The 17,561-nt window shown below is 71.1% G+C and carries 14 protein-coding genes and 1 pseudogene; 11 read left to right on the forward strand and 4 right to left on the reverse strand.

Annotation, left to right across the window (positions count from 1 at the left end):
• Positions 1-137, reverse strand: a pseudogene (locus ACFW16_RS34580) (S-(hydroxymethyl)glutathione dehydrogenase); the annotation flags it as partial.
• 276 nt (positions 138-413) lie between these two features.
• Between ACFW16_RS34580 and ACFW16_RS34585 the strand changes: the two are divergent.
• From ACFW16_RS34585 to ACFW16_RS34620, 8 genes are all read left to right on the forward strand, one after another.
• A complete protein-coding gene (locus ACFW16_RS34585; protein WP_380313653.1) occupies positions 414-2,027 on the forward strand; it encodes a peptide ABC transporter substrate-binding protein in 1,614 nt (537 codons plus the stop codon).
• Positions 2,028-2,221: 194 nt separating this feature from the next.
• On the forward strand, positions 2,222-3,139 hold the full coding sequence (locus ACFW16_RS34590; protein WP_380313654.1) for an ABC transporter permease: 918 nt from the start codon (positions 2,222-2,224) through the stop codon (positions 3,137-3,139).
• Positions 3,136-4,026 (forward strand): ABC transporter permease, encoded by an 891-nt coding sequence (locus ACFW16_RS34595; protein ID WP_380313655.1) that lies wholly within the window; start codon positions 3,136-3,138, stop codon positions 4,024-4,026. Before ACFW16_RS34590 ends, ACFW16_RS34595 begins: the two co-directional genes overlap by 4 nt.
• Entirely contained in the window at positions 4,016-5,011 is a 996-nt protein-coding gene (locus tag ACFW16_RS34600; RefSeq protein WP_380313656.1) for an ABC transporter ATP-binding protein, read from the forward strand. The genes ACFW16_RS34595 and ACFW16_RS34600 overlap by 11 nt, the downstream gene beginning before the upstream one ends.
• Positions 5,008-6,003, forward strand: coding sequence for an ABC transporter ATP-binding protein (locus tag ACFW16_RS34605; protein WP_380313657.1), 996 nt, complete (start codon positions 5,008-5,010; stop codon positions 6,001-6,003). Before ACFW16_RS34600 ends, ACFW16_RS34605 begins: the two co-directional genes overlap by 4 nt.
• Positions 6,004-6,066: 63 nt before the next feature.
• A complete protein-coding gene (locus ACFW16_RS34610) occupies positions 6,067-7,977 on the forward strand; it encodes a S9 family peptidase (RefSeq protein ID WP_380313658.1) in 1,911 nt (636 codons plus the stop codon).
• 77 nt (positions 7,978-8,054) lie between these two features.
• The gene (locus ACFW16_RS34615) at positions 8,055-8,945 is read left to right on the forward strand and encodes a 50S ribosomal protein L11 methyltransferase (protein WP_380313659.1); all 891 of its coding nucleotides are present in this window, start codon (positions 8,055-8,057) and stop codon (positions 8,943-8,945) included.
• 263 nt (positions 8,946-9,208) lie between these two features.
• The gene (locus ACFW16_RS34620; RefSeq protein WP_380313660.1) at positions 9,209-10,462 is read left to right on the forward strand and encodes an MFS transporter; all 1,254 of its coding nucleotides are present in this window, start codon (positions 9,209-9,211) and stop codon (positions 10,460-10,462) included.
• An 8-nt stretch (positions 10,463-10,470) separates the two neighbouring features.
• Here the strand turns inward: ACFW16_RS34620 and ACFW16_RS34625 are convergent, their stop codons facing one another.
• Positions 10,471-10,725 carry a DUF1127 domain-containing protein gene (locus tag ACFW16_RS34625; protein WP_380313661.1) on the reverse strand — a complete coding sequence of 85 codons (255 nt, stop codon included), beginning with the start codon at positions 10,723-10,725 and terminating at the stop codon, positions 10,471-10,473.
• Between the two features lie 348 nt (positions 10,726-11,073).
• Between ACFW16_RS34625 and ACFW16_RS34630 the strand changes: the two genes are divergently transcribed.
• Positions 11,074-13,080: an aminopeptidase P family protein gene (locus tag ACFW16_RS34630; RefSeq protein WP_380313662.1), complete on the forward strand. Its 2,007-nt coding sequence runs from the start codon at positions 11,074-11,076 to the stop codon at positions 13,078-13,080.
• 137 nt (positions 13,081-13,217) lie between these two features.
• Here ACFW16_RS34630 and ACFW16_RS34635 read toward each other — a convergent pair whose 3' ends face one another.
• On the reverse strand, positions 13,218-14,471 hold the full coding sequence (locus ACFW16_RS34635; protein WP_380313663.1) for an MFS transporter: 1,254 nt from the start codon (positions 14,469-14,471) through the stop codon (positions 13,218-13,220).
• Positions 14,472-14,595: 124 nt separating this feature from the next.
• On the opposite strand from ACFW16_RS34635, the gene ACFW16_RS34640 reads away from it, so the two are divergent.
• Both ACFW16_RS34640 and ACFW16_RS34645 read left to right on the forward strand, forming a co-directional pair.
• Complete coding sequence (locus ACFW16_RS34640; protein ID WP_380313664.1) at positions 14,596-15,435, forward strand: phytanoyl-CoA dioxygenase family protein; 840 nt, start codon at positions 14,596-14,598, stop codon at positions 15,433-15,435.
• Between the two features lie 92 nt (positions 15,436-15,527).
• A complete protein-coding gene (locus tag ACFW16_RS34645) occupies positions 15,528-15,950 on the forward strand; it encodes a hypothetical protein (protein WP_380313665.1) in 423 nt (140 codons plus the stop codon).
• Between the two features lie 121 nt (positions 15,951-16,071).
• Here ACFW16_RS34645 and murA read toward each other — a convergent pair whose 3' ends face one another.
• The gene (gene murA / locus ACFW16_RS34650) at positions 16,072-17,403 is read right to left on the reverse strand and encodes a UDP-N-acetylglucosamine 1-carboxyvinyltransferase (protein WP_380313666.1); all 1,332 of its coding nucleotides are present in this window, start codon (positions 17,401-17,403) and stop codon (positions 16,072-16,074) included.
• Positions 17,404-17,561: the final 158 nt, after the last annotated feature.

Below are 17,561 nucleotides of genomic sequence, written 5' to 3' on the forward strand. Positions count from 1 at the left end.
GTGAACTCGTCGGTGTGGCAGATCCCGGTCGCCTTGATCTCGACCAGCACCTCCCCGAACTTCGGGCCCTCCAGGTCCACCTCCATGATCTCCAGGGGCTTCCCTGCGGCGACGGCTACCGCGGCACGCGTCTTCATCTTCCCGGCTCCTCGCGAATCGTCCGGCGAAACCCTAGCGGACAGGTCGGCCCAGTCCAGGCCCGATATCCCGCGGCCTCGCCCCGATAACCTGAAGTTCAGGCCTCCGTCGCTTTCGTGCCTTGTCAGGAGCGACGGCCGACTGCCCAAATCGCGACCGGCGGGGCGGAACGCTCCCGCCAAACGCATGAGGCAGGACGGCAACAGAAGCACGGCCCGGCCGGATCGGGACCGCGGCGCCGCCTCGGCGGGGGGATCACAGATCTGGGGGATGGCATGAGCTTTCTGAACAAATCGGCCATGGCGCTGGCCCTGTGCCTGGCGGTGTCCGGAGCGGGGGCGCTGGCCGGCCCGGCGGCGGCGGAGACGGTGCTGAACCGCGGCTTCGGCAGCGCCCCGTCGACCCTGGACCCGCAGCTGAACACCGGCGCGCGCGAGAACTACATCGTCGCCGACCTGTTCGAGGCGCTGCTGGTGCTGGACCCGCAGGGCAATCCGCAGCCGGGCGCGGCGGAGACATGGGAGACCAGCGCCGACGGCCTGACCTGGACCTTCCATCTGCGGCCCGGGCTGAAATGGTCGAACGGCGACCCGATGGTCGCGGCCGATTTCGTGCGCGGCATCGTCCGCGCGCTCGACCCGGAGATCGCCTCGAACCACGCCTACTATCTGACCCAGGTGCTGCCGATCAAGAACGGCAAGGCGTTCAACGAGGGCACGCTGAAGGACGCGAGCCAGCTGGGCGCCGCGGCGCCGGACGACCGCACGGTGGTGCTGACGCTCGACTATCCTATGCCGGACGCGCCCTACATCCTCGACTTCCACACCACGGCGCCGGTGCACGAGCCGAGCCTGAAGGCGGCCGGCAACAAGCTGGACTACACAAGGCCGGAGCTGTTCGTCGGCAATGGCGCGTACATGCTGAAGGAATACGTGCCGCAGTCGAAGGTGGTGCTGGTCAAGAACCCGAATTACTGGGACGCCGCCAACGTCAAGATCGACACGGTCGTCTACCACGTCACCGAGGACGCCTCGACCGAGCTGAAGCGCTACCTGGCGGGCGAGCTGGACTCGACCATGACGGTGCCGGTCGAACAGCTGGAGAAGCTGAAGGCCGAACGGCCGCAGGAGCTGCACCAGAACCCGACGCTGGGCATGAAGTATCTGAGCTTCCAGCCCGATGCCGGCCCGTTGTCCGACATCCGCGTGCGCAAGGCGCTGGCCTATGCCGTCGACCGCGACTTCCTGCAGGAGAAGATCGAGAAGGCCGGCAACGTGCCGATGTACACCTTCTCGATCAACCAGGACCCCAGCTACAAGCCCGGCAAGGTGCAGGAGGCGGGGCTGAGCAAGGAGGAGCGCCTGGCCGAGGCGAAAAAGCTGCTGGCCGAGGCCGGCTACGGCCCGGACAAGCCGCTGGAGCTGGAGATCATCGGCCCGTCCAGCGCCGCCAGCAAGCGGCGGGTCGAGGGCATCGTGGCGATGTGGAAACAGAATCTCGGCGTCCGCACCAAGCTGGACCTGACCGAGGTGAAGACCTGGCTGGAGAAGCTGCACACCGGCACCTGGCAGGTCTGCATGGACAGCTACGGCGGCGACTATCCGCAGGCCAAGACCTGGCTGGATTCGCTGCGCTACACCGGCACGCCCAGCTACCACTGGAAGGACGACGAGTACGAGACGCTGATGGACGAGGCCAACGCCAACGCCGCGGACAAGGCCAAGTTCTACGAGATCCTGGGCCGGGCCGAGCAGCGCATGCTGGACCAGTACGTGTTCATCCCGATCACGGTGTCGAGCGACAACATCCTGGTCCAGACCTATGTCAAGGGCTGGGGCGCCAACCCGATCGGCCATCCGATGTCGAAGTATCTGAGCATCGAGAAATAGGCGCCGGAGTCCTCGATCGACAACCCCCTCCCCCCTGCCCCCTCCCGCAAGGGGAGGGGGGGCGTGATTGGTTCGGCTGGGGTCGTTGATCCGGAGGGACCGCCGTTGTTTCGAGTCCCCCCTCCCCTCGCGGGAGGGGGATAGGGGGAGGGGGTTCCCTCCGCCGGAGCAGAGTCAGGGAGCCACCAGGGCCGATGGTCTTGTCCGTCCTTCGCCGCATGCTGGGCAGCGTGCCGACGCTGTTCGCGCTGGCGACGATCACCTTCTTCGTCATCCGCTTTGCGCCGGGAGGTCCTTTCGACGACGACAAGAAGCTGCCGCCGGCCCTGATCGCCCGGATGGAGGCGCAGTTCCACCTGAACGAGCCGCTGTGGCAGCAGTATCTGCGCTTCCTGGGCGATGTGGTGCGGCTCGATTTCGGCCAGTCGATGTACTACCGCGAATACACGGTGACGCAGCTGATCGGCCACGGCCTGCCGATCTCGCTGCAGATCGGGCTGTGGGCCACGCTGCTCTACGCCGTCGCCGGCGTCACCCTGGGCGTGGTCGCGGCGCTGCGGCGGAACGGCATCCTGGACAACCTGGTCAGCGCCGTCGCCATGGGCGGCATCGTGGTGCCGACCTTCGTCATGGCGCCGATCCTGCAGATCGTCTTCGCCCTGATGCTGAGCCTGGTGCCGGTGGCCGGATGGGACAATGGCTGGCGGTCGATGGTGCTGCCGGTGGTGGCGATGGCGCTGCCGAACATCGCCTATGTCGCCCGGCTGACCCGCGGCGCAATGATCGAGACGCTGCGCAGCAACTACATCCGCACCGCCCGGGCCAAGGGCGTGGGCGAGTGGCGGGTGCTGACCCACCACGCCATCCGCGGCGCCATGATCCCGGTCATCGCCTATCTCGGCCCCGCCACCGCCGGGCTGATCACCGGGTCGATGGTGATCGAGACCATCTTCGCGGTGCCCGGTATCGGCCGCTACTTCGTCGAAAGCGCGATCAGCCGCGACTACACCATGGTGATGGGGGTCACGCTGGTCTACGGCAGCTGCATCATCCTGTTCAACATGGTGACCGACGTGGCGCAGATGCTGCTGGACCCGAGGTCGCGCACATGACCGCGGCCGATCTCGCCGCGCCGGAGGAAGCGGGCGCTGAGGGCGTCAGCCCGTTCCGCGAGGCGCTGCGCCGCTTCCGCGCCAACCGGACCGCGGTCGCCAGCCTGATCGTGCTGGTGCTGATCGTGATCGTCTGCTTCGGCGGGCCGCTCTTGTACGGCTACGAGCCGGACGACGCCAATTTCGAGGCGATGAACGCGCCGATGGACCTGCTGTCGGCCTATCCCTTCGGCACCGACGACCTGGGCCGCGACCTCCTGCTGCGGATCATGGCCGGCGGCCAGGTGTCGCTGATCATCGGCCTGGTGGCGACGCTGATCGCGGTCGCCATCGGCGTCACCTGGGGGTCGGTCGCCGGGTTCCTCGGCGGCGTGGTCGACCAGGTGATGATGCGCATCGTCGACGTGCTGTACGGCATCCCCTACATCTTCCAGGTCATCCTGATCAGCATGGCGCTGGGGCGCGGCAGCACCGCCGTGATCATCGCCGTGGTGCTGTCGCTGTGGCTGACGCCGTCGCGCATCGTCCGCGCCCAGGCCATCGCCCTGCGCCACCGCGAGTTCATCGAGGCGGCCCGAGCCGGCGGCATGACCAAGCGCCAGATCGTGCTGAAGCACATCATTCCGAACTGCGTCGGCGTGGTGATCGTCTATTCCAGCCTGCTGATCCCGGACGTGATCCTGAGCGAATCCCTGCTCAGCTTCCTCGGCCTCGGCGTCCAGGCGCCGGAGACCAGCTGGGGCGTGCTGATCAGCGAGGGCCAGGCCAAGATCGAGACCGCCCCGCACATGCTGATCCTGCCGGGGCTGGCCCTGGCCCTGACCCTGTTCTGCATGAACTTCGTCGCCGACGGGCTGCGCGATGCCTTCGACCCCAATGAGCGCTGACCCCCTCCTCTCCGTCGAGGACCTCGCGATCCGCTTCCGGATGCGCCGGGGCGACGCCGTCGCCGTGGCCGGGGTCGACTTCACGGTCCGCCGCGGCGAGGTGCTGGGCATCGTCGGCGAGAGCGGGTCGGGCAAGAGCCAGATCCTGCTGTCGATCATGGGCCTGCTGGCCGGCAACGGCGCCGCCACCGGCCGGATCCGCTTCGAGGGGCAGGATTTGCTGGCGCTGGACCGGCGCGGGCTGGACCGGCTGCGCGGGTCGGCCATGACCATGATCTTCCAGGACCCGATGACCTCGCTGAACCCGTACCACCGGATCGGGGCGCAGCTGACCGAGGTGCTGATCCGCCACCAGGGGATGCGCCGGCGCGAAGCCTGGGACAAGGCGGCGCGGATGCTGGACCGGGTGAAGATCCCCGATCCGGCGAAGCGGATGCGGCAGTATCCGCATGAGCTGTCCGGCGGCATGCGCCAGCGGGTGATGATCGCCATGGCCCTGCTGTGCAACCCGCGCATCCTCCTGGCCGACGAGCCGACCACGGCGCTGGACGTCACCGTCCAGGCCCAGGTGCTGGACCTGCTGCGCGACCTGGTGCGCGAGCTGGGGACGGCGGTGATCCTGGTCACCCACGACCTCGGCGTCGTCGCCGAGATGTGCGACCGGGTGCTGGTGCTGTATGGCGGCAAGGTGATGGAGGCGGCGCCGGTGGAGCCGCTGTTCGCGTCGCCGGCCCATCCCTACACCCGCGGCCTCCTGGATTCGACGCCGGACCTGGAGGGCCGCGACGGCGAGCTGCGGGTGATCCCGGGCCAGCCGCGCGCGGCATCCGGCGACCTGCCGGGCTGCCCCTTCGCCCCGCGCTGCGACCGCCGGGTCGAGGCCTGCACCGCCCGGATGCCGCCGCTGCTGCCGGCCGCGGCCGGCCTTGTCGCCTGCCACCGGCCGCTGCCGCAGCCCGCCGCCGTGCCGGAGCTGGTGCCATGACCCCGGTGCTGTCGGTCCGCAACCTGAAGGTCCATTTCCCGCTCTCGGCCGGGCTGCTGGGCGGGCCGCCGCTGGTGGTCAAGGCGGTGGACGACGTGTCCTTCGACCTCGCCCCCGGCGAGGTGCTGGCCGTGGTCGGCGAATCCGGCTGCGGCAAGTCCACCCTGGGCCGGGCCGTGCTGAAGCTGATCCCGCCCACCGCCGGCACCATCGCCTGGAACGGCAGCGACGTGACCGGCCTGCCCGAGGACGCGCTGCGGCCGCGGCGGCGGGACATGCAGATCATCTTCCAGGACCCGCTGGCGTCGCTGGACCCGCGCATGACGGTGGCCCAGATCATCGGCCGGCCGCTGCGCACCTTCCACCCCGAGCTGAAGCGGGCCGAGGTCGCGGCCCGGGTGAACGAGGCGATGCGCCAGGTCGGCCTGTCCCCGGCCCTGGCCCACCGCTACCCGCACGAGTTCTCCGGCGGGCAGTGCCAGCGCATCGGCATCGCCCGCGCCATCATCCTGCGGCCGAAGCTGATCGTCTGCGACGAGCCGGTGTCGGCGCTGGACGTCTCGATCCAGGCGCAGATCGTCAACCTGCTGATGCGGCTGCGGCGGGAGATGGGGATGGCGCTGATCTTCATCTCGCACAACATGAGCGTGGTGCGGCACATCAGCGACCGGGTGATGGTGCTGTATCTGGGGCGGGAGGCGGAGATCGCCGGCCGCGACGCCTTCTTCGCCCGGCCGCTGCACCCCTATGCCCAGGCGCTCTTGTCCGCCGTGCCGGTGCCGGACCCGGTGCGGGCCCGGCAGCGCCGGCGGGTGGTGCTGCAGGGCGACACGCCGTCGCCGATCAACCCGCCCTCCGGCTGCGCCTTCCGCACCCGCTGCCCGCATGCGGTCGACCTCTGCGCCCGGGCCGCGCCGAGCTTGCGCGACTTCGGCCCCGGCCACCGCGCGGCGTGCCACCGGGTCGAGGAGCTGGCCGGCGTCCCGGCCTGACCGCGCCCGCCATGCGTCCGGCGCCATATCTCGACCCGCCGCCGTTGGGGTAGCATTTCTGTCATGAGCATCGATCCCGGCTTCCTGGACCGCCTGATCGCCGCGCCGCGGCTGCTGTTCCCGGCCGTGTCGCCGGACGGGCGCTGGGTGGCCCGGCTGTGGAACGGCAAGGCCGAGGGCAATGGCCCCTGGGTCGCCCCCACCGCCGGCGACGCGGCGCCGCGCCTGCTGCTGGAGCCATTCTCCGGCTGGGATTGCGAGAGCTTCAGCTGGGCGCCGGACAGCCTGGCGCTGGTCGTCGCCCGCCGCCGCGACGGCGAGGAGCAGGTCGGGCTGCAGCGGGTCTGGCTCGACCCCGCGCGGCCGGCCGAGACGCTGCTGCCGGACCGGCCGGGCTATTACGTCTATACCGCCCAGGCCCATCCGGACGGGCGCCGGCTGGTCTATGCCGCCAGCCGCGACCCGGCCACCGGGCTGGGCGGCGACATCCTGCACCTGTACGAGCACGACATCGCGACCGGCACGCAGCGCGTCCTGGCCTCGCCGCGGCGGTCCTGCAAGCTGATGCCGAAGCTGGATCCGACCGGGCGCCGCATTCTCTACCTCCGCAACGACCACCACCCGAGCGGCCGGGCGCTGTGGGTCCACGACCTGGAGACCGGCGCGGACCGCGAGCTGTACAACCCCGGCGGCCCGGCCAAGGCCGAGGGCGTGTGGTCGCCGGACGGGTGTCGCGTGGCCTTCGTCGCCGAGGGACCGTCGCACAAGCGGCTGGGGCTGATCGACCTGGCCGCCGACGAGCTGCGCTGGCTGGTCGACACCCCGGCGATCCCGGTCGAGCATGTGCGCTGGCCGCGCCAGGCCGATGGCGGCCACGACCTGCTGGTGGTGATCGAGTCCAGCGCCGCGCGGGACGAGGCCGGGTTCCTGATGATCTCCACCGGCGCCTATGTCCCGGTGTTCCGCGGCGGCGACATCCTGCGGCCGATCGCGCCGCTGCCCGACGGCCGCTGGGTGCTGGAGCGCGGCCGGGCCACGGCGCCGACCGGCATCGTCACACTGGCGGCCGAAGCGCCGGACCTGCTGACCGTGCATGCGCTGTCGCCGCTGCCCGAGGGCTCGCTGCCCGACCCGGCGGAGCTGAGCCCGGCCGAGTCCTTCTGGTGGCATTCGGTCGACGGGCTGCGCATCCAGGGCTGGCTGTACCGCGCCAGGGGCGAGGCCCGCGGCGCCGTGATCCATGTCCATGGCGGGCCGACCGCCCACTACGACGGCCGCTTCGATCCCATCCCGCAGGCGCTGGCCCAGGCCGGCTTCCACGTGCTGCAGCCGAACTACCGCGGCAGCACCGGGCTGGGCCTGGCCTTCCAGGAGGCGATCAAGGAAGACGGTTGGGGCGGGCGCGAGCAGGAGGACATCCGCACCGGCATCCTGGCGCTGATGAATGCCGGGCTGGCGCAGCCCGGCCGGGTCGGCATCACCGGCCTGTCCTATGGCGGCTATTCCGCCTGGTGGGCGATCACCCATTTCCCGCGGGAGGTGATCGCGGCCTCGGCGCCGATCTGCGGCATGACCGACCTCGTCACCGACTACTGGACCACCCGGCCGGACCTGCGCCCCTATTCCGAGGCGATGATGGGCGGCACGCCCGACGAGCTGCCGGAAAAGTACCGCGAGCGGTCGCCGATCCACGCCGTCGGCCGGATCGAGGGGCGCCTCCTGATCGTCCAGGGCCTGACCGACCCCAACGTGACGCCGGAGCATGTCGAGATCATGCGGGCGGAGCTGGACGCCCGCGGCATTCCCTATGAGACGCTGCTGTTCCCGGACGAGGGCCACGGCATCGTCAAGCCGGGCAACTGCCGGGTGCTGTACGAGCGGCTGATCGCCTTCTTCGGCGAGGCGCTCGGGTCCGACGCCGCCCCCGAGCGGCCGGCGGTCCTGGACCTGTCCCCGCTCGACCCGGCGGCCTGACCCGACATCGCGGATGCAAACCGGCGGCCGGCCGGATACTGTGCGGCCGAGTATCGATCCTGCCGCCTGGACCCTTGATGAGCCGCACCGTTCCCTCCGAAGCCGCGTCCGCCTGGCGCACCAGCATCGTCGTCAGCCCCGAGATCGGCGATGCCGTGCAGACCGCCTTCGACGACGCCTTCGCCTCGGTCGCCGCCTTCGAGATCGAGGAGGGCGGCGACTGGGTGATCGAGGGCATCGACCGCACCCCGCCGGACGAGGCGGCGCTGGCCGCGCGGCTGGCGCTGGTCGAGAGCATGCTGGGCGTGGCGCTGCCGGCGCCGGTGGTGGAGAAGGTGCCGCCGACCGACTGGCTGGCCGCCACCTACCAGGCCTTCCCGCCGCTGCGCATCGGCCGCTTCTTCATCCACGGCTCGCATATCGAGGAGCCGCCGCCGCCCGGCACCATCCCGCTGTGCATCGACGCCGCCACCGCCTTCGGCTCCGGCGAGCACCCGACCACCGAGGGCTGCCTGCGGGCGCTGGACCGGCTGTCGCGCCGCCGCCGCTTCCACCGCATCCTCGACATGGGCTGCGGCACCGGCATCCTGTCCTTCGCCGCTGCGCGGCTGTTCCACGCCCCGGTGCTGGCCGCCGACATCGACCCGGAATCGATCCGCGTCACCCGGATCAACGCCCGGATCAACCGGCTGTCCGACCGGATCACCGCCGTGGTCTCGAACGGCTATGCCAGCCGGGTGGTGGCGGAGCACGGCCCCTACGACCTGATCATCGCCAACATCCTGGCCCGGCCGCTGATGGCCATGGCGGACGACCTGCGCCGCCACCTGGCGCCGGGCGGCGTCGCGATCCTGGCCGGGCTGCTGGACCGCCAGGCGCCCCAGGTGCTGGCGGCGCACCGGCTGCAGCGCCTGGCGCTGGCGGACAAGATCCCGATCCGCGGCTGGCCGACGCTGATCCTGGGCTGAGGCAGCGCGCCCGCTGCAGCGGCCGTCGCTCCTGGACAAAATCGCGGCCCGCGGCCGGCCTAGGCTGAGCTTGGACTGGTGCCGCCGGTCCGGACTGCCGACTTCCACTCATTGTCATGCTCGGGCTTGACCCGAGCATCCAGGGGCCGCAAGCACCGCTCTTGATGGCCCCTGGATCACCGGGTCGAGCCCGGTGATGACAAAAGGGGAGCAAGCGCCCGGGCCCGACGGCATACAGGATTGTTTGCCGTCGAGGTTCCCCGATGACCGCCGTCCTCTCTTCCGTCGCCGCGCTCCTGGCCGGGGTCGGGCTGATGCTGTGCGGCAACGGGCTGCAGGCGGTGCTGGTGGCGGTGCGGGCGACCGACGCCGGCTTCGGCACCGTGGTCACCGGCCTGCTCGGCTCCGGCTACTATGCCGGCTTCGTGCTCGGCTGCCTCCTGGGCCCGCATCTGGTCCGCCGCGCCGGACATGTCCGCACCTTCGCGGCGGTGGCGGCGCTGGCGGCGGCGGTCGCCCTGTCCTTCCCGCAGCTCGTCCACCCGGCGCCCTGGATCGTGCTGCGCGGCGGCACCGGCTTCTGCTTCGCCGTCGTGTTCATGGTGATCGAGAGCTGGCTGAACGAGCAGGCGACCAGCCGCACCCGCGGCACCGTGCTGTCGCTCTACACCATCGTCACCCTGGTCGCGATCACCATCGGCCAGATGCTGCTGGGGGTGGAGGCCGGCAACCCGATGGCCGCCTTCACCTGGATCGCGATCATGATCTGCCTGGCGGTGCTGCCGATCGCGATGACCCGGGTCGCCGCCCCGCCGTCGCCGGAGACGGTGCGGCTGCGGCTGGCCCGGCTGGTCGCGACCTCGCCGGTCGGCGCGGCCGCCTGCCTGGTGGTCGGCGTCAGCAACGCCGCCTTCTGGTCGCTGGGGCCGGTCTTCGCCCAGGCGCGCGGCTTCGATGCCGCGACCGTGGCGCTGTTCATGAGCGTGGGGGTGCTGGGCGGCGCCGTCGGGCAATGGCCGCTGGGCCGGCTGTCGGACCGGGTCGACCGGCGCTGGACGATCGCGATCTCGGGCATCGGCACCGCGGCCGCCGGCATCGCCCTGCTGGCCGTCGACGGACTGCCGGAGGCGGCGGTGATCGGCCTGGCCTTCCTGTACGGCGCCTTCTCGCTGCCGCTGTACCCGCTGGCCCTGGCCCACACCTTCGACCAGGTCCGGGCCGGGGAGTTCGTCGAGACCTCGAGCGGCCTGCTGCTGATCTACGCCATCGGCGCGGTCGTCGGGCCGGTGCCGGCCAGCCTGCTGATGGTGCAGCTGGGCTACACGATGCTGTTCGCCTTCGTCGGCGCGGTGAACCTGCTGCTGGTCGCCTTCACCCTCTACCGGATGGGGCAACGGGCCCGCGCCCCGGCCGAGTCGCGGCCGGGCTTCGTGTCGGTGCAGCCGGCGACCCAGGGCGCCATCGGGCTCGATCCGCGGGCGCCCGAGACGCCCGCCGTCGAGACCGCTGAACGCTGATCAGCCGGTCAGGCCACGCTGGCGAGCCGGTTGGTGTTGGCGGCGCGCTGCAGCGAGGCGCGCACTGCGCCTTCCGGCAGCATGGCCGACACATCCTCGTCGCCCTGCACCAGCACCGTCTCGATCAGGTTGCGGGTCAGGCCGATGTCCTCGAGCTGCCGGTCGGTCAGCTCCATCAGCTCGTGATAGGTCAGGCTGCGGTCGATGCCGCCGCGGATCCGGAAGAAGCCGCGGATGAGAGTGGCGAGAAGCTGGTATCCCATGATCGTGTGTCCCGTGTTTCCGCTTCCTGCTGGTGCAGGTTATTGCGTTGCAACATCCGCCGCGGCCCCGCCGTGACGGCATGGAGGAACGCTGCTTCCGGGAGACGTTTCCGAGATTATCGTTGATGTATGGATCGCCAGAACGGCGTCTCTGGATAGATAGAATGCGCGCTTTCTTGTGCAATGCAATATCGAATTTGTGCATAGCAACATATCCCTGTACGCGGCCGCGCCAGGCTTGGCGGCGGGACCGTCCGGCCGCTTCCCCCGCCCCGCCCGATGCGCGATAAGGAATCCATCCCGCCCGGCGCCGAGGCCCGGGCCGCCCCGCTGACGGACGCGCCGACCATGACCACCGATCTCGCCGATGCCCTCGCCGCCGCGGCCGCCGACACCGGCGGCCGCTACGACGCCGCCGGGCTGCAGGAGCTGCTGGAGGGCGTGATCGCCGCACCGGTGGCGCTGGACGACCGCGAATGGATGGAGCTGGCGGTGCCGGGCGCGACAGGGGCCCAGGCCAAGCGGCTGCACGCCGCCAAGGCCGCGGTCGCCGCCGCCCGCCGGCCGGCCGGGCCGAAGCCGGCGGAGCGGCTGGCCGCGCTGCGCGGCGCCCTGGCCCGGCTCGGCCTCGACGGCTACGTCGTGCCGCATGCCGACGAGCATCAGGGCGAGTACCTGCCGGCCCGGGCCGAGCGCCTGGCCTGGCTGACCGGCTTCACCGGCTCCGCCGGCATCGCCGTGGTCACCGCCGAGCGGGCCGCGATCTTCATCGACGGCCGCTACACCATCCAGGCCGGGCAGCAGACCGACCCGGCGCTGTGGGAGCGGCGGCACCTGCACCAGGAGCCGCATGAGGCCTGGCTGGCCGAGGCGCTGCCGAATGGCGGCCGCGCCGGCTACGACCCGCGCCTGGTCACCGTCGCCTGGGTCGAGAAGGCCCGCAAGGCCGTTGAGGCCGCCGGCGGCTCGCTGGTGGCGGTCGACGCGAACCCGATCGACACGCTGTGGACCGACCAGCCGCCGGCCCCGATCTCGCCCACCATCGTCCAGGCGCTGGACGTCGCCGGCAAGGATGCGCGGGAGAAGCGCGCCGAGCTGGCCGAGGCGCTGCGGCGCGACCGGCTGGACGCGGTGGTGCTGACCGCGCCGGAGAGCGTGGCCTGGCTGTTGAACCTGCGCGGCGCCGACGTGCCGCACACGCCGCTGCCGCTGTCCTTCGCCGTGCTGCACGCCGACGGGCTGGTCGACCTGTTCATCGACCGGCGCAAGCTGGTGCCGGGCGTCGACACCCATCTCGGCAACGAGGTGGCGATCCAGCCACCGAGCTCGCTGGGCCAGGCGCTGGAGGGGCTGGGCCGCGCCGGCAAGGCGGTGCGGATCGACGCCGCCTCGGCCAGCGCCTGGGTGCAGGACCGGCTGAAGGGCGCCAAGGTCGATGTCGGCACCGACCCCTGCGCCCTGCCCCGGGCCCGCAAGAACGCGGTGGAGCTGGAGGGCACCCGGGAAGCCCATCGCCGCGACGCCGCCGCGGTCAGCCGTTTCCTGGCCTGGCTGGCGCGCGAGGCGCCGTCCGGCCGGCTGGACGAGGCGAGTGCCGCCGCCAGGCTGCTGGAGTTCCGGATCGCCACTGGCGCGCTGCGCGACCTCAGCTTCGACACCATCTCGGCCGCCGGCCCGAACGCCGCCCTGCCCCACTACCGCTTCAGCGCCGAGAGCAACCGGCGGATCGAGCCGGGCAACGTCTATCTGGTCGACAGCGGCGGCCAGTATCGCGACGGCACCACCGACATCACCCGCACCATCATCGTCGGCACCCCGACCGAGGAGATGCGGCGCAACTTCACCTTGGTGCTGAAGGGCCATATCGCGATCTCGACCGCACGCTTCCCGAAGGGCACCACCGGGTCGCAGATCGACGCCTTCGCCCGCCGGCCGCTGTGGGAGCACGGCCTCGACTATGACCACGGCACCGGCCACGGCGTCGGCAGCTATCTCAGCGTGCATGAGGGGCCGGCGCGGATCGCCAAGACGCCGAACACGATCGCGCTGGAGCCCGGCATGATCCTGTCGAACGAGCCCGGCTACTACGCCGCCGGCCGCTACGGCATCCGCACCGAGACGCTGGTGGTGGTGCAACCCTGCGTCGAGCTCTCCGACGACAGCCGCACCTTCTACGAGTTCGAGACCATCACCTTCGCCCCGATCGACCTGGCCCTGGTCGATGCGGCGCTGCTGACTGCGGAGGAGCGCGCCTGGCTTGACGCCTACCACGCCCGGGTGCGCGACATCGTCGGCCCGCAGCTGGAGGGCGAGGACCGCGCCTGGCTGGAGCAGGCAACCCGGCCGGTGGGCTGAGGCTCGTCTCTCACACCGTCATGCCCGGGCTTGACCCGGGCATCCAGGATTCTCAATGCCGCTCTGGGTGGCCCCTGGATTGCCGGGTCAAGCCCGGCAATGACAGATGAGGGGTGGGCCGCCGGCGGTGCCGCCCCCTACTCGAGCTCCACGCCCTTGGTTTCCGGCAGCATCAGCGTGGCGCCGATGTCGAGCACATAGATCACCGCCAGCAGCCCGATCGCCAGGCTGAAGGAATACTGGGACGCCAGGGCGCCGACCACCAGCGGGCCGAAGCCGCCGACGCCGCGGCCGAGGTTGAACAGCACGCTCTGCGCCGTCGCCCGCGCCTCGGTCGGGTACAGCTCCGACATCAGGGCGCCGTAGCCGCCGATCATGCCGTTGACGAACAGCCCCATCACCGCGCCGCCGACGAGCAGCGCCGTCGGCGAGTCGAGCTGGGCGTAGACCACGACCATGATCGCGGCGCCGATCTGGAACAGGATGAAGGTCGGGCGCCGGCCGATCCGGTCGGCGAGATGGCCGAAGGCGCCGATGCCGACGCACATGCCGAGAATGGTCACCACCGTCCACAGCGCCGATTTGGTCAGGGAATAGCCCATGGCCGTCGACAGGTAGGTCGGCAGCCAGATCATCAGCCCGTAATAGCCGAAATTCTGCACCGAGCAGAGGATGAAGACGGCAAAGCTGATCCGGGTGGTGCGGGCGTCCTTGACCAGGAGCCGCAGCGCGTTGCCCTGGCGCGATTTTCCCTGCCGTGCCTGGGCGGCGCGGTCGAGGAACAGCGCCGGCTCGCCGATGGTGCGGCGGACGACGAAGGACACGATGGCGGGCAAGAGGCCGATCGCGAACATGCCGCGCCAGCCGATCACCGGCAGCAGCAGCGGCGTCGCCAGGGCCGCGGCCAGCACGCCCGCCTGCCAGCCGAGCCCGACATAGGAGGAGGCGCGGGCCCGGTAGCGGGCCGGCCAGGTCTCCGCCACCAAGGCCATGCCGATGCCGAACTCGCCGCCCAGGCCGAGCCCGGCGATGGTGCGGTAGGCCAGCAGGTCCCAATAGCCCTGGGCCAGGGCGCAGAGGCCGGTGAAGACGGCGAAGAGCAGGATGGTCCAGGTCAGCACCCGCACCCGGCCGAGGCGGTCGCTGAGCATGCCGAACAGGATGCCGCCGGCCACCGCGCCGATCAGCGTCGCGGTCACCAGCGACCCCGATTCGGCCGGAGTCAGGGCGAGGCCGGCGGCCACGGCCGACAGCATGAAGCCCAGGATCAGCAGGTCGAACCCGTCCATGGCGTAGCCGACCGCCGAGGCGATCAGCGCCCGCCGCGCCGTCGCGTCCGGCCGGTCCGCCGCCACTCCGCCAGCCGCCATGCCGATTTCGGTCGTCGCCATCGTCGTCCCCCTGCCCCGCCCGTGCCGCTGTCCGAGCATTGTTTCAGTTCGATTGCAAGCAAGACCGGTGCCAAGGGCGAGGATCGCGCTAGACTGCCGGCGGAAGCGGGAGCGAGGACCGGCGATGCTGAGCGAGACGCAGACGGCGCAGTACGGGCGCGACGGCTATCTGGTGCTGGAGGGCTTCAAGCCGATCGAGGAGATCCGCGCCGTCCGCGCCCGGGCCGAGGCGATCGTCGAGGCCTTCGATCCCGGCGACACCGTCTCGATCTTCACCACCAGGGACCAGGAGCGGAAGTCCGACGAGTACTTCCTGACCTCGGGCGACAAGATCCGCTGCTTCTTCGAGGAGGAGGCGTTCGACGAGGCCGGCCGGCTGCGCCAGGCCAAGGCGCTGTCGATCAACAAGATCGGCCATGCGCTGCACGACCTGGACCCGGTGTTCGACCGCTTCTCGCGCGACCCGAAGCTGGCGGCGCTGGCCGCCGATCTGGGCCTGGCCGAGCCGCAGATCTGGCAGTCGATGTACATCTTCAAGCAGCCCGGCATCGGCGGCGAGGTGCGCTGGCACCAGGACGCCAGCTTCTTCGAGACCACGCCGATCAGCGTCACCACCTTCTGGTTCGCGCTGGAGGATGCCGACCGGTCGAACGGCTGCCTGTGGGTCGAGCCCGGCGGGCATCGCGGCCCCTTGCGCGAGCGTTTCCTGCTGGAGGACGGCGCGACGCGGATGGAGACGCTGGACACGACGCCCTGGCCGACCGACGCCACCGCCGTGCCGGTCGAGGTCAAGGCCGGCGCCCTGGTCTGCTTCCACGGCCGGCTGCCGCATTACAGCGCGCCGAACCGGTCGCCGGCGTCGCGCCACGCCTATACGCTGCACGTCACCGACGGCCGCACCGCCTATTCGCCGCGCAACTGGCTGCGCCGCGGGCCGGGCCTGCCGGTGCGCGGATTTGCGTGACCGCACAAACGCTTGATCCCCCCGCCGGTTAATTCCATCTTTCCAACAACAGGTTCCGCAAGGAATCAACCGCAAGCTGGGAGGGAGACTCCATGGTCAAGGCCGTGTTGACCGGGACGGACGACCAGGGCGGCGCCGTGTCGATCCCAAAGGGCGACATCGTCTTCATCCGCGAATCCTACCGGTCGGGCGAGATCCCCGGCCGCACCAAGATCGATTTCGGCACCGCCGCCGCCGATGAGCAGGAAGCCTATCTGACGGATTCGCTGCCGACGGTGCTGAAGAGGCTCGGCAACGGCGTCTCCGTCGCCAGGCTGACCACCCCGTCCGGCACGCCGGTGCATGTGGTCGCCGCCCGGGTCGAGGCTCTGCGGGCGCCGCAGAGCTGGCACCATCCGAGGGCGCGCACGGTCCTGCTGGCCCGTGGCCGCGAGATCCAGGTGCGCGAGGAGCGCGACCTCGTGCTGCGACGGATCAACGCCGCGCGGCCGGAGAAGGCGAAGCCGGTCGCCTGACAAACAAGGGCCGGCGAAAGGCGTAGGTTGGGTTCGCGAGAGCGACCCCAGCATTGTGCCCCTCTCGAACGTGTTGGGTTCGCCAAGGCGAGCCCAACCTACGTCCATCTCGTGATGTATATCAGATGTCGACGCGCCGGATCCGGGCGCCGCAGCGGCGCAGCCGGTCGACCAGGGTGTCGTAGCCGCGGTCGACATGCTCGACCCCGTGCAGCGTGCTGGTGCCCCGGGCCGCCAGCGCCGCGATCAGCAGGCCGGCGCCGGCGCGGATGTCGGTCGCCGTCACCTCCGCCCCGTGCAGCGCCGGCACGCCGCGGATCACGGCATGGTTGCGCACCACCCGGATGTTGGCGCCCATGCGCTGCAGCTCCGGCACGTGGCGGAAGCGGTTCTCGAACAGCGTTTCGGTGACCATCGCTGCGCCCTCGGCGCAGGACAAGAGCGCCATGGCTTGCGGCTGCAGGTCGGTGGCGAAGCCGGGATAGGGCTGGGTCATGATGTCGACGCCGACGAGCCCGCCGGCGCCGCGGCGGGCGGTGATGACGCCATCGGCCGATTCGATCTCGATCCCCGCCTCCTCGAACACCGGCAGGGCGGCGCTCAGCAGCTCGGTGGAGGCGCCTGCCAGGCGCAGCTCCCCGCCGGTGGCCGCGGCGGCGCAGATCAGGGTGCCGAGCTCGATCCGGTCCGGCAGCACGTCGTAGGTGGCGCCGTGCAGCCGGTCGACGCCGGCGATGTGCAGCGTGTCGGTGCCGATGCCGTCGATGCGGGCGCCCATCGCCGCGAGGCAGCGGGCCAGGTCGGTCACCTCCGGCTCGCGCGCGGCGTTGGTGATGCTGGTCTCACCCCGCGCCAGCGTCGCCGCCAGCATCAGGTTCTGGGTGGCGCCGACCGAGGGGAAGGGCAGCACGATGGCGGCGCCGCGCAGGCCGCCGGGCGCGCTCAGCACCACCTCGCCGCCCTCGATCTCGGCGACAGCCCCCATCTGGCGGAAGCCGGCGAGGTGGAAGTCGACGGGCCTGAGGCCGATGGCGTCTCCGCCCGGCAGCGGCAGCGCGATGCGGCCCAGCCGGGCCAGCGCCGCGCCGGCGATCAGGAAGGAGGCGCGCATGCGGGCGACCAGCGCCGAATCGACCCGGCCGGTGCCGAAGCCGGAGCCGCCCATCGTGCCGGACAGGGCAGGCCCGCTTTCGTCCCACGACACCTCGCAGCCGAGCTCCGCCAGGATGCCGGCCAGGATGGCGACGTCGAGGATGCGCGGCAGGTTGCGCAGGGTCAGCCGCTCGTCGGTCAGGGCGGCGCAGACCATCAGCGGCAGCGCCGCGTTCTTGGCGCCGGCGACGGCGATCTCGCCCCTGAGGGGCACGCCGCCATCGATCTCCAGCCGGCCGGCCGCCGACGCGGTCCACCACGGCGCCGCCCGACGGAACGACACGACATTTGCACGCGACATGGGCACCCGGCTCCGCAACCTGATCAGGACAGCATCATTGCCGGGATAGCACGATCGACGGCGTCAGTAGGCCCGTAACGACATCGCCGAAAGCAAAATGAGTCCCCCCTCCCCTCGCGGGAGGGGGATTGGGGGTGGGGGTTTTCGAAGCCCAGAGC

Source organism: Inquilinus sp. NPDC058860, from assembly GCF_042743185.1.
Lineage (GTDB): Bacteria > Pseudomonadota > Alphaproteobacteria > DSM-16000 > Inquilinaceae > Inquilinus.